A 14,045-nucleotide genomic window follows, 5' to 3' on the forward strand; every position below is an offset into this window, starting at 1 on the left:
GTGGCCTGTGACGTGTCCGACCGCGGCCAGGTCGAGGCCCTGCTGGCGTCGGTCCCGGCCGAGCACCCCCTGACCGGTGTCGTGCACACCGCCGGTGTGCTGGACGACGGCGTGATCGCGGCCCAGACCCCGGAGCGGCTGGCGAAGGTGTTCGCTCCGAAGGTGGACGCGGTACGGCACCTCGACGAGCTGACCCGCGGCCTCGACCTCGACGCGTTCGTCGTGTTCTCGTCCGCCTCGGGCGTGTTCGGATCCGCCGGCCAGGGCAACTACGGCGCCGCGAACGCCTTCCTCGACGGTCTGATGGCCGTCCGCCGGGCGGCCGGCCTGCCCGGCCAGTCGCTGGCCTGGGGTCTGTGGGAGCAGGCCACCGGCATGACCGCCCACCTGGGCGGAGCCGACCAGGCGCGTGCGAGCCGCGGTGGCGTGCTGGCGATGACGGCGGCGGAGGGCATGGAACTGTTCGACGCCGCCGCCGAATCCGGGCAGACGCTGCTGGTGCCGGTCAACCTGGACCTGCGGACGCTGCGCACCCAGGCCGCGGCCGGTGCGGGAGTCCCGCACCTGATGAGGGGCCTGGTACGGGCGGGCCGGCAGGTTGCCCGCGCGGCGTCCGCCGCGGACGGCGGGCTGGCCGACCGCCTGGCCGGGCTCGGTGCGGCAGAACAGGAAAAACTGCTTCTCGATCTGGTGCGTGCTCAGGTCGCGGTCGTGCTCGGGCACGCCGGGGCGGAAAGCGTCCGGGCGGACATGGCGTTCAAGGACGCCGGGTTCGACTCGCTCACCTCGGTGGAACTGCGCAACCGGCTGCGGGAGGCGACCGGTCTGAAGCTTCCGGCCACGCTGGTCTTCGACTACCCGACCCCGCTGACCATCGCCCGCTACCTCCGCGACGAGCTCGGGACCAGCGACGATGTGCTTTCCCGCGTGACCGCGAAGATCGAGGACGTCGAGGCGCTGATCACTGGTCTGCCCCTCGACCAGAAATCTAGTATCGCCCTTCGCCTTCAGGGTTTGGTGGCTAGGTGCAACGGAGTGCTCGAGGCGACGGACGCCTCCACGGTGGCGGAGCAACTGGAATCCGCGTCCGCCGATGAAATCTTCGACTTCATCGACGGTGAATTCGGGCTCATCTGAAACCAGTTCAATGCTTTGCGGTTCCATCAAACCTTCGTAAGGACTAAAGAATGGCCACGGACGAAAAACTCCTCAAGTACCTCAAGCGCGTCACCACCGAGTTGCACACCCTGCGTCAGCAGGGCTCGCGCCACGCTGACGAGCCGATCGCGATCGTCGGCATGGCGTGCCGGTTCCCGGGCGGCGTGACGGGGCCGGAGGACTTGTGGCGCTTGGTGTCCGAGGGCCGGGACGCGATGTCGTCCTTCCCCGAAGACCGCGGCTGGGACCTGGAGGGGCTGTTCGACCCGGACCCCGACCACGCGGGTACGTCCTACACCGATCAGGGCGGATTCCTTCAGGGGGCGGGGCTCTTCGACGCGGGGTTCTTCGGGATCTCGCCGCGTGAAGCGGTGGTGATGGATCCGCAGCAGCGGCTGCTGCTGGAAACCTCCTGGGAGGCGCTGGAGGGCGCCGGCATCGACCCGGTCTCGCTGAAGGGCACCGATGTCGGCGTGTTCTCCGGGGTGTTCACCCAGGGTTACGGGGCCGGTGTCGGTGCGATTCCGCCGGAGTTGGAGGGCTTCGCCGGCACGGGCGGCGCGTCGAGCGTGGCCTCGGGCCGGGTGTCGTACGTGCTGGGCCTCGAGGGCCCGGCGGTCACCGTCGACACCGCCTGTTCGTCCTCGCTGGTGACGATGCACCTGGCCGCGCAGGCGCTGCGGCAGGGCGAGTGCTCGATGGCACTCGCCGGCGGCGCGACGGTGATGGCGACGCCCGGCACCTTCGTGGCCTTCTCCCGGCAGCGGGTGCTGGCCGGCGACGGACGGTGCAGGGCGTTCGCGGACGGCGCGGACGGCACCGGCTGGGCCGAAGGCGTGGGCGTGGTCGTGCTGGAGCGGCTGTCCGTGGCGCGCGAGCGCGGGCACCAGGTGCTGGCGGTGCTGCGCAGCAGCGCCGTGAACCAGGACGGCGCGTCGAACGGCCTGACGGCGCCGAACGGTCCTTCGCAGCAGCGGGTGATCCGCAAGGCGCTGGCCAACGCCGGACTGGTGCCGGCGGACGTGGACGTGGTCGAGGCCCACGGAACCGGAACGGCCCTGGGCGACCCGATCGAGGCGCAGGCGCTGCTGGCGACCTACGGCCAGGGCCGCGAGCCGGAGCAGCCGCTGTGGCTGGGCTCCCTGAAGTCGAACATCGGTCACACCCAGGCTGCCGCGGGCGTGGCCGGCGTGATCAAGATGGTGCAGGCGATCCGGCACGGCGTCATGCCCCCCACGCTGCACGTGGACAAGCCCACCACGCAGGTGGACTGGTCCGAGGGCGCGGTGGAGCTGCTGACCGAGGCGCGGGAGTGGCCGCAGAACGGCCGTCCGCGTCGGGCCGGTGTGTCCTCGTTCGGCGTCAGCGGGACGAACGCGCACGTGATCCTGGAGGAAGCGCCGGCGGACGAGTCGGAGCCCGCCGCCGAAGAGCAGGCGCCTGCGGGTGTCGTGCCGTTGGTGGTGTCGGCGCGCAGCGCCGGCTCGCTCGCGGGTCAGGCCGGGCGCCTGGCCTCGTACGTGGAGTCCGCGGCCGGCGCGGTGTCGCCGGCGGGACTGGGCGGGGCGCTGCTGTCGGGCCGTGCGCTGCTGGGTGAGCGCGCCGTGGTGCTCGCGGGTTCGAACGAAGAGGCGCTGGCCGGGCTGCAGGCGCTGGCGCGCGGCGAGAACGCGCCCGGTGTGGTGTCCGGCAGCGCGGCCGGCTCGAGTGCGCCGGGCAAGGTCGTGTGGGTGTTCCCGGGGCAGGGCTCGCAGCGCGTGGGCATGGGCCAGGAGCTGTACGACCGGTACCCGGTGTTCGCGACGGCGTTCGACGAGGCGTGTGAGCAGCTCGACGCGCGTCTGGCCGGCTGGATCGACCACCCGGTACGGGATGTGGTCCTGGGCAAGGTGAACGGCAGCGCCGAACTCCTCAACCAGACCGTGTTCACGCAGGCCGGGCTCTTCGCCGTGGAGAGCGCCCTGTTCCGGCTGGTCGAGTCCTGGGGCGTGCGCCCCGACGTCGTGATCGGGCACTCGATCGGCGAGATCACCGCCGCGTACGCGGCGGGTGCGCTGTCGCTGCAGGACGCGGCGCGCGTGGTCGCGGCCCGCGGCCGGCTGATGCAGGCGCTGCCGCCGGGCGGGGCGATGGTCGCGGTGGCGGCCACCGAGGAAGAGGTCGCCGGGCTGCTCGGTGAGGGCGTGGAGATCGCGGCGGTCAACGGCCCGTCCTCGGTCGTGCTCTCCGGTGAGGAGGAGGTGGTCCTCGCCGCAGCCGACCGGATGCGGGAGCGGGGACACAAGACGAAGCGGCTGGCGGTCTCGCACGCGTTCCATTCCCTGCGGATGGAGCCGATGCTGGCCGAGTTCGCCGCCGAGCTGACCGACATCGCATGGCAGACGCCGGTCATTCCGGTGGTCTCGAACGTGACGGGGCGACTGGCCGAGCCCGGTGAGCTCGCCGACCCGCAGTACTGGGCCGGGCACGTGCGCCGGCCGGTGCGGTTCGCCGAGGGGATCGCGGCCGCGGTCGAGTACGGCGGCACGCTGTTCGTGGAGATGGGCCCGGGCGCGGCCCTGACCGGCCTCGTGGAGGAGACGGCCGGCGCCGCTGACGCCGAGGTCACCTGCATCGCGGCCCTGCGCGACGGCCGCCCGGCGGAGCAGACGCTGCTCACCTCGGTGGCCGAGCTGTTCGTCCGCGGTGTGGCCGTGGACTGGAGCGGCGTGCTGCCGCAGACGGCGGGACCCGCGTGGGCGGACCTGCCGACCTATGCCTTCGACCACCAGCACTACTGGCTCGAGCCGGCCGCGCAGGCCACGGACGCCGCGTCGTTGGGGCAGGCGACGGCCGATCACCCGCTGCTGGGTGCGGTCGTTCGCCTGCCGCAGTCGGACGGGCTGGTGTTCACGTCGCGGCTGTCGCTGCGGACGCACCCCTGGCTGGCCGACCACAGGGTCGGCGGCGTGGTGCTCGTCGCGGGCACCGGGCTGGTGGAACTGGCCGTGCGCGCCGGTGACGAGGTCGGGTGCGGTGTGCTGGAAGAGCTGGTGATCGAGGCGCCGCTGGTGGTGCCCGAGCAGGGCGGCGTACGGGTACTGGTCGCGGTCGGCGGCGCGGGTGCGAACGGCTCGCGCACGGTGGACGTGTACTCCCAGCGCGAGGACGTCGCCGGCGAGGTCGGCGAGGACGTGTGGGCGCGGCATGCCACCGGCATGCTGGCCGCCACGGGTCAGCCCGGTGGCGGCGCGGCCGGGTTCGACTTCGCCTCCTGGCCCCCGCCGGGCGCGCAGCCGGTCGAGGTCGGGGACTTCTATGCCGGCCTGGTCGAGAGCGGTTACGGCTACGGCCCGGTCTTCCAGGGCCTGCGGGCGGTGTGGCGGCGCGGCGAGGAGCTCTTCGCCGAGGCCGCCCTGCCCGAGGAGCAGCGCAAGGAGGCCGCCAGGTACGGCCTCCACCCGGCGCTGCTGGACGCGGCCCTGCACACCGGTATGTTCGGCACCGCGACGGCCACGGCGGCCGAGGATGCCGGGAAGCCGGTCCTGCCGTTCGCGTGGAACGGGCTGGAGCTGCACGCCGCGGGTGCCACGGCCCTGCGGGTGCGCATGGCCCCCGGCGGACCCGGCGCCGTCTCGCTGGTGGCGGCGGACGAGGCCGGCGGCCTGGTCGTGACGCTGGACTCGCTGGTGTCCCGGCCGGTGTCCACCGAGCAGCTGGAGACGGCGGCGGACACCGCGACCGCCAACTCGCTGTTCCAGGTGGAGTGGATCGAGCCGTCCGCGGCGCAGGGCGTGGAGCCTTCGCCGTCGTGGGTGACGGTGTCCACCGCCGGCGACGTGGAGGCTCTCTCCGAGAGCGCGGAAGCCCCGGCGGTGGCGCTGCTGGAAGCGGTCGGCGGCGACGGTGAGGACGCCGTACTGGCGCTGACCTCCCGGGTGCTGGAGGTCGTCCAGGCGTGGCTGGCAGGGTCCGGGCCGGAGGAGTCGCGGCTGGTCGTGGTGACCCGTGGCGCGGTTCCCGCCGGTGACGGCGCGGTGAGCGACCCGGCCGGTTCGGCGGTGTGGGGTCTGGTGCGTGCCGCGCAGGCCGAGAACCCCGAGCGGATCGTCCTGGTCGACGCCGACCCGGCCTCCGGCGACGGAGTGGAATCGGTTCTGGGTGCGGTGCTGGCCTGCGGCGAGCCGCAGATAGCGGTCCGCGGAACGACCCTCACCGTCCCGCGGCTCGCCCGCACGGCCGCTCAGGTCCCGGACTTCCCTGCGGTGTTCGGGCCCGACGGCACGGTCCTGGTCACGGGTGCCGGCTCGCTGGGCGCGCTCGTGGCCCGGCACCTGGTCTCGCGGCACGGCGTACGGAGTCTGGTGCTGGCCAGCCGTCGCGGTGCGGACGCCGAGGGCATGGAGAACCTGGTCGCCGAGCTGACCGGGCAGGGTGCCGCGGTGTCGGTGGTGGCCTGTGACGTGTCCGACCGCGGCCAGGTCGAGGCCCTGCTGGCGTCGGTCCCGGCCGAGCACCCCCTGACCGGTGTCGTGCACACCGCCGGTGTGCTGGACGACGGCGTGATCGCGGCCCAGACCCCGGAGCGGCTGGCGAAGGTGTTCGCTCCGAAGGTGGACGCGGTACGGCACCTCGACGAGCTGACCCGCGGCCTCGACCTCGACGCGTTCGTCGTGTTCTCGTCCGCCTCGGGCGTGTTCGGATCCGCCGGCCAGGGCAACTACGGCGCCGCGAACGCCTTCCTCGACGGGTTGGTGGCCGGCCGCCGGGCGGCGGGCCTGCCGGGTCTCTCGCTCGCGTGGGGCCTGTGGGAGCAGATCAACGGCATGACCGCCCACCTCAGCGGAGCCGACCAGGCGCGTATGAGCCGCGGTGGTGTGCAGGCGATCTCCGCCACGGAGGGCATGGACCTGTTCGATGCCGCTGTGGCGTCCGGCCAGGCGCTGGTGGTGCCGGTCAAGCTGGACCTGCGCAGTGTACGAGCCGACGCGGCGGCCGGTGCCGGAGTACCGCCCCTGATGCGGGGCCTGGTACGAGCGGGCCGACAGCAGGCGCGGGCGGCGTCCGCCGGGGACGGCGGGCTGGTCCGCCGCCTGGCCGGGCTCGACGCGGCAGAGCAGGAGGCACTGCTCCTCGATCTGGTGCGCGCCCAGGTCGCCCTCGTGCTCGGGCACACCGGGCCCGGGGGTGTCGGGGCGGAGACGGCGTTCAAGGACGCCGGGTTCGACTCGCTCATCTCGGTGGAACTGCGCAACCGGCTCCGTGAGGAGACCGGTCTCAAGCTTCCCGCCACGCTCGTCTTCGACTACCCGACCCCGCTGGCGCTCGCCCGCTACCTGCGCGACGAGCTCGGTGACACGGTCGCGAGCACCCCTGCCCCGGCTGTGGCCGTCGCCGCGGATCCCGACGAACCGATCGCGATCGTCGGAATGGCGTGCCGCCTGCCGGGCGGTGTGACGGATCCCGAGGATCTGTGGCAGCTGGTGTTCGAGGGCCGTGAGGGCATGTCGTCCTTCCCCGACGACCGCGGCTGGGACCTGGAGGGTCTGTTCGACGCGGACCCCGACAGCACGGGTACCTCGTACACCAGTCAGGGTGGCTTCCTGCGCGGAGCGGGGCTCTTCGACCCGGCGTTCTTCGGGATCTCGCCGCGCGAGGCCCTCGCCATGGACCCCCAGCAGCGTGTGCTGCTGGAGGCTTCCTGGGAGGCCATGGAGCAGGCCGGGATCGACCCGGCCTCGATGAAGGGAACGGACGTCGGGGTCTTCTCCGGCGTGTCCAGCCAGGGCTACGGGGCCGGCGCCGGAGAGGCGCCGGAGCTCGAGGGCTTCGCGGCCACGGCGTCGGCGGCGAGTGTGGCGTCCGGCCGGGTGTCGTACGTGTTCGGTTTCGAGGGCCCGGCGGTCACCATCGACACCGCCTGTTCCTCCTCGCTCGTGGCGATGCACCTGGCCGCACAGGCGCTGCGGCAGGGCGAGTGCTCGATGGCACTCGCCGGCGGCGCGACGGTGATGGCGTCCCCCGGCACCTTCGTGGAGTTCTCCCGCCAGCGCGGCCTGGCCCGCGACGGGCGCTGCAAGTCCTACGCCGACGGCGCCGACGGCACCGGCTGGGCCGAGGGCGTCGGTGTGGTGGCGCTGGAGCGGCTGTCGGTGGCGCGTGAGCGCGGGCACCGGGTGCTGGCGGTGCTGCGCGGCAGCGCGGTGAACCAGGACGGTGCGTCGAACGGTCTGACGGCGCCGAACGGTCCTTCGCAGCAGCGGGTGATCCGCAGGGCGCTGGACAGCGCGGGCCTCACCCCGTCCGATGTGGACGTGGTGGAAGGCCACGGCACGGGTACGGCTCTGGGCGACCCGATCGAGGCGCAGGCCCTGCTCGCCACCTACGGGCGGGACCGGGACCCGGAGCAGCCGCTGTGGCTCGGCTCCCTGAAGTCGAACATCGGTCACTCGCAGGCCGCGGCCGGTGTGGCCAGTGTGATCAAGATGGTGCAGGCACTGCGACACGGCGTCATGCCCCCGACGCTGCACGTGGACGAGCCCACGAGCCAGGTGGACTGGTCGGCGGGTGCCGTGGAGCTGCTGACCGAGGCGCGGGAGTGGCCGCAGAACGGCCGTCCGCGTCGGGCCGGTGTGTCCTCGTTCGGCATCAGCGGGACGAACGCGCACCTGATCCTGGAGGAGGCGCCCGCCGAGGCGACGGAGCCCGTCTCCGAGGAGCAGGCGCCTGCGGGTGTCGTGCCGCTGGTGGTGTCGGCGCGCAATGCCGCTTCCCTGGCGCGTCAGGCCGAGCGGCTGGCCGCGTTCGTCGAGAACACCGACGGGGTGTCGCTGGCGGACGTGGCCGGGGCACTGGTGTCGGGCCGCGCGGTCTTCGGTGAGCGCGCGGTCATCCTGGCCGACTCGGACCAGGAGGCCCTCTCCGGGCTGGAGGCGCTGGCCCGGGGCGAGAGCGCGGCCGGCGTCGTGACCGGCGCCGCCGGTTCGGGTACGCCGGGCAAGGTCGTGTGGGTGTTCCCGGGTCAGGGCTCGCAGTGGGCGGGCATGGGCCGCGAACTCCTCGACTCCTCCCCGGTCTTCGCCGAGCGGATCGCGGAGTGCGCGGCTGCGCTCGAGCCGTGGGTCGACTGGTCGCTGATCGACGTATTGCGCGGTGAGACCGAGCCCGAGCTGATGGAGCGGGTCGACGTACTCCAGCCGGCGAGCTTCGCCGTGATGGTCGGTCTAGCTGCCGTCTGGGCCTCGGTCGGTGTCAAGCCGGACGCGGTGCTCGGTCACTCGCAGGGTGAGATCGCCGCCGCGTGCGTCTCGGGTGCGCTGTCCCTGGAGGACGCGGCGCGGGTGGTGGCGCTGCGCAGCCAGGCGATTGCCAAGGACCTGGCCGGGCGTGGCGGTATGGCGTCGGTCGCGCTGAGCGAGGCCGAGGCGGTCGCGCGGATCCAGCCGTGGGCGGACCGTGTGGAGGTCGCCGCGGTCAACGGCCCGTCGTCGGTGGTGATCGCCGGTGACGCCGAGGCGCTGGACGAGGCCCTGGAGGCCCTGTCCGGCGAAGGCGTCCGGGTCCGGCGGGTCGCGGTGGACTACGCCTCGCACACCCGGCACGTCGAGGACATCCGAGACGCCCTCGCCGAGACGCTCGCCGGAATCGGCGCGCAGGCCCCGAAGGTGCCGTTCTACTCCACCGTCACCGGCAGCTGGGTCGAGGACGCCGACGCACTCGACGGCGATTACTGGTACCGGAACCTGCGTGCGCAGGTGGGCTTCGGCCCGGCCGTTGCCGCTCTCCTGGGCCAGGGCCACAGGGTGTTCGTCGAGGTCAGTGCCCACCCGGTGCTGGTCCAGCCGATCACCGAGACCGTCGACAGCACCGACGCCGATGTCGTGGTGACGGGCTCGCTGCGGCGCGAGGACGGCGGTCCGCGCCGACTCCTCGCCTCGATGGCCGAGCTGTTCGTGCGGGGTGTGGCCGTGGACTGGAGCGGCGTCCTGCCGCAGCCGGCCCCGTCCCGGCGCGTGGAGCTGCCGACGTACGCCTTCGACCACCAGCACTACTGGCTCCGGCCGGCCGCACAGCCGACCGACGCGACCTCGCTGGGACTGGCCGGGGCCGATCACCCGATGCTGGGCGCGGTGGTGCAGCTGCCGCACTCCGACGGATTCATCTTCACCTCGCGCCTGGCACTGCGGACGCACCCGTGGCTGGCCGATCACCGCGTCCGCGGTGTGGTGCTGGTCCCGGGTACCGGGCTGGTGGAGCTCGCGGTGCGGGCCGGTGACGAGGCCGGGTGCGGCGTGCTGGAAGAGCTGGTGATCGAGGCGCCGCTGGTGGTGCCCGAGCAGGGCGGCGTACGGGTACAGGTCGTGGTGGGCGGCCCGGGTGAGACCGGCTCGCGCACGGTGGACGTGTACTCCCAGCGGGAGGACGCCAGTGGCGACGGCGGCGCGGATGCGTGGACCCGGCACGCCACCGGCATGCTGGCCGTCACGGTCCGGGCGAACGGCAGCGGCGCCGGCTTCGACTTCGCCGCCTGGCCCCCGGCCGACGCGCGGCAGGTGGACATCAGCAGCGGCTACGGCCGGCTCGCCGAGGTGGGATACGGGTACGGACCCGCGTTCAAGGGCGTGCAGGCCGTATGGCGCCGGGGCGAGGAACTCTTCGCCGAGGTCGCCCTGCCCGAGGAGCACCGCAAGGAGGCCGACAGGTTCGGCATCCACCCCGCCCTGCTGGACGCGGCCCTGCACTCGGCCATGCTGACCGCCGCCGCGGCGGCCGCCGATGGCAACGTCGACGGTGAGGAAGACGACCAGGAGCTGCAGCTGCCGTTCGCGTGGAACGGGCTGGAGCTGCACGCGGCCGGTGCCTCGGTGCTGCGCGTGCGCATCGCACGCAACGAGGACGACGCGATGTCGTTCCAGGCGGCGGACGAGGCCGGCGGCCTGGTCGTGACGATGGACTCGCTCGTGGGCCGCGTGGTGTCCACCGAGCAGCTGGAGACGGCCGCGGCCACGGCGGGCGCCGACGCGTTGTTCCAGGTGAAGTGGAACGAACTGCCCCTGACCCAGCGGGCGGAGCCTTCGCCGTCGTGGGTGGCGGTGGCCACCGCGGAACAGGTGGCGACGCTGGCCGACGACGTGGAAATGGGCGCGGCGGCCCCGGCGGTGGCCGTCATGGAGGCCGTCGGCGGCAGCACCGGGGGTGAGGACGCGGTACTGGGCCTCGCCTGCCAGGTGCTCGACGTGGTGCAGTGCTGGCTGGCCGGAACCGGGCTGGAGGAGTCGCGGCTGGTGGTCGCGACCCGGGGCGCGGTGCCCGCCGGTGACGGCGCGGTCAGCGACCCGGCCGGTTCGGCGGTGTGGGGTCTGGTCCGTGCCGCGCAGGCGGAGAACCCCGACCGGATCATCCTGCTGGACACCGACCCCGCTGCCGAAGGCGATGTGGAACAGGTGCTGGCAGCGGTGCTGGCCAGCGGCGAGCCGCAGATCGCGGTGCGCGGAACGACCCTGTCCGTACCCCGGCTCGGCCGGGTGGCCGACCAAGTCCCGGACGTTCCGGCGGTGTTCGGGCCGGAGGGCACCGTCCTCGTCTCGGGCGCCGGTTCGCTGGGCGGCCTGGTCGCGCGCCATCTGGTCGCGCGGCACGGCGTACGGCACCTGATGCTGGCCAGCCGCCGCGGTCCGGACGCCGAGGGCATGGCGGAACTCGTCGCCGAACTCACCGAACAGGGCGCTGCCGTGTCGGCGGTGGCCTGTGACGTGTCCGACCGCGGCCAGGTCGAGGCCCTGCTGGCATCCGTGCCGGCCGAGCACCGCCTGACCGGTGTCGTGCACACCGCGGGTGTGACGGATGACGGCGTGATCGGGACGCTGACCCCGGAGCGCCTGGCGAGGGTCTTCGCGCCGAAGGTGGACGCGGTACGGCACCTCGACGAGCTGACCCGCGGCCTCGACCTCGACGCCTTCATCGTCTACTCGTCCGTCTCGGCCGTCTTCATGGGCGCCGGCAGCGGCAGCTACGCGGCGGCGAACGCCTTCCTGGACGGGCTGATGGCCGACCGCCGGGCCGCCGGCCTGCCGGGACTCTCGCTGGCCTGGGGCCTGTGGGAGCAGAGCAACGGCATGGCGGAACACATCGACGACCTCACCAGGAACCGGATGAACCGGCGCGGCGGTCTGCTGCCCATCACTCCGGCGGAGGGCATGGAGCTGTTCGACGCCGCCGCCGGTTCGAGTCACGCACAACTGGTCCCGGTCAAGCTGGACCTGCGCACGCTGCGCACCCAGGCCGGGGCCGGCGGGGGAGTCCCGCACCTGCTGCGCGGCCTGGTACGGGCCGGCCGGCAGCTGGTGCAGGCGGCGGGCACCGGCGAGGATCCTCGCCGGCTGTCCGAACGGCTCGCCGGACTGTCCGCCCCCGAGCAGGCGCAGGTCCTGCTCGACCTGGTGCGGGCCCAGGTGGCCGCTGTCCTGGGCTACAGCCCGACGTACCACTTCGACGCGGACCAGGGGCTCTTCGAGATCGGCTTCGACTCCCTGACCGCCATCGAGCTCCGCAACCGGCTCCGCAACATCACCGAGACGAAGCTCTCCCCCAACCTCGTCTTCGACTACCCGACGCCAGGACTGCTCGCCGGGTACCTGCACGAGCTGATGTGCGGCGACCAGGCCGCGCACCCCGTAGCGATCTCCGTCTGAAAGAGGGTGATGACATGTTCGACGTGAACAGGTACCTGCAGCGAATCGGCTGTGACGGAGAAACCGGTGTGGACATCGCGACGTTGCGGAAGCTGCACAAGAGCCACCTCATGGCGCTTCCGTACAACAGCTTTGCCTACGACCTCAGCGACGGAATAGACATCGTCGACCTCGACGAGGACGCGATGTTCGAGAAGACCATCATCGACGGGCAGGGCGGCGCGTGTTACCACCTGAACCGGATGTTCTTCAGGCTTCTCCGCGAGCTGGGCTACGACGTCACGCTGATAGCGGGCAGCACCGCCCTGGGCTGGGACACCTTCGGCATCGGCGTGGAGCACATGTTCAACCGCGTCTCCCTGGACGGCGACGAATGGCTCGTGGACGTCGGCTACCCGGGCCCCTCCTACATGGAGCCGCTGCTGGTCACCGACGCGGTGCAGGCCCAGTACGGCAGCCAGTTCCGGCTGGTCGACCAGGGATCCGAGATCGCTCTGCAGCGCCGCGGAGCGGTCACCCGGTGGAGCGTCGTCTACACCTTCACGTTGAAATCCCGGGAATGGGACGACTGGAAGGAACTGGAGGACAGCTTCCGGGGGATCCTGTCGGATCCCGAAAAGCACGACGACAAAGAAGTCCTGTGCGGTCGAACCTTCGAGAACGGTCAGGTCGTCATGAAACAGCGACGGTACCTGACGGTCCGCGACGGCCGTGAACAGGTACGCACGATCATGGACGACGATGAGCACCGGACGCTGATCGCCAACATTCTGTCCGGTCCGCTCAGCTGAACACCTGCACTCCCACCCCCCACGCGTACCACCGCTCATCCCGAAGCACATTCGAACGAGTCGGAACACGAAAGGGAGAACAATGGAAAGAGCAACGGCTGACGTAGTTGTGATCGGTGGAGGACCTGCCGGCGCGGTGAGTGCCCTGGTGCTCGCCCGGCAAGGACACTCCGTGGTGCTGCTCGAGAAGGACGAGTTCCCCCGCTTCCACATAGGCGAGTCCCTGCTGCCGTACATGATGGGCCTGTTCGACCAGATAGGCCTGCGCGAGGCAGTGGAGTCCCAGGGTTACGTCCCCAAGTTCGGCGGCGAGTTCATCGACCCGACCGAGACGAAGTTCTTCGAGGGCGTCTTCCGCGCGGACTTCACCAAGCAGGGTGAGGGGCGGCACCAAAGTGCATTCCAGGTCGAACGCGCCAAGTTCGACAAGATGCTCACCGAGCAAGCTGCGTCAGCCGGGGCGAAGGTGCTCTTCGGGGCGAACGTGACCGAGCTGCTCATGGACGGTGACCGGATGGTCGGCGTCCGCTACGAGCGCGAAGGTCAGGTCCACGAGCTGCGTTCGGCCTACGTGGTCGACGCGAGCGGCCGGGCGGGCCGGATCGCCAACCGCTTCGGGCTGCGCAAAACCCTCGAGAAGCTCCGTATGGTGGCGGTGTTCCGGCACTACGAAGGGCTCGACGAGAGCCACAACCTCGGTGTCGAGGGCGACATCCAGGTCGGCGCCCACGACGACGGCTGGGTCTGGGCGATCCCGCTGTCCAAGGACGCCATCAGCGTCGGCACGGTCATGCACCGCGACGTGCTGCGCGGGACGACGTCCGAGAAGGCGTTCGAGGAGCACCTGGCCAGGATCCCGCGGATCACCGCGCGCCTGACGGGTACCCGCCCCACCACGGACCTCAAGGTCGAGACCGACTACTGCTACCACTCGGACACGGTCACCGGGCCCGGCTGGGCCATGGTCGGAGACGCCGGCTGTTTCGGTGACCCGATGTTCTCCGGCGGCGTGCTGGTGGCCACCGCCACCGCCGTCCGTGCGGCCGAGACGATCGGGGCGGCGCTGGCCGACCCCGCGTCGGAGGGCCGCCTGTTCGAAACGTATTCCAACTACTTCAAGACCGGTTACGACACGTACATCCGGCTCATCCACGCCTACTACGAGGGCGAGCTGGTGTCGGTGGCAGCCGACGCCGCACGCTCGACGGCGCGGGAAGCCCTGGAGAAGTACGTGATCCGTCTGATCGGCGGCGACTTCTGGAGTGAGCACAACCCCATGGCACAAGAGATGCGGAGGCGGACGGAGTGGGACACGTTCGCGCCGTTCAAGCGGGTGTACGGCTGCCCGGCCTATCCCCAGCTGGACGAATTCGACCGTAAGGAGCGGGCCGCGGCGCGCGTGTACAGGGCGACGGCAGGTCGGTAG

3 protein-coding genes and 1 pseudogene are annotated in these 14,045 nt (G+C 71.9%); all 4 read left to right on the top strand.

All coding sequences use genetic code 11. The features are described 5' to 3' along the window. Positions 1–1,137, top strand: a 1,137-nt coding sequence (locus ACIPUC_RS23475; RefSeq protein ID WP_446591906.1) for a KR domain-containing protein, incomplete at its 5' end; no start/stop codon positions are given. 59 nt (positions 1,138–1,196) lie between these two features. Next, positions 1,197–11,828: pseudogene (locus tag ACIPUC_RS23480) on the top strand (type I polyketide synthase); the annotation flags it as partial. A 14-nt stretch (positions 11,829–11,842) separates the two neighbouring features. Further along, entirely contained in the window at positions 11,843–12,619 is a 777-nt protein-coding gene (locus ACIPUC_RS23485) for an arylamine N-acetyltransferase (protein ID WP_446591907.1), read from the top strand. Positions 12,620–12,701: 82 nt separating this feature from the next. Beyond that, on the top strand, positions 12,702–14,045 hold the full coding sequence (locus ACIPUC_RS23490) for an NAD(P)/FAD-dependent oxidoreductase (RefSeq protein WP_446591909.1): 1,344 nt from the start codon (positions 12,702–12,704) through the stop codon (positions 14,043–14,045).

It is taken from the genome of Streptomyces sp. LARHCF249 (genome assembly GCF_052871255.1).

Bases quoted from the DNA above. Each gene is read 5' to 3' on its own strand.
- ACIPUC_RS23490 (WP_446591909.1), top strand. From the start codon at position 12,702: ATGGAAAGAGCAACGGCTGACGTAGTTGTGATCGGTGGAGGACCTGCC.
- ACIPUC_RS23485 (WP_446591907.1), top strand. From the start codon at position 11,843: ATGTTCGACGTGAACAGGTACCTGCAGCGAATCGGCTGTGACGGAGAA.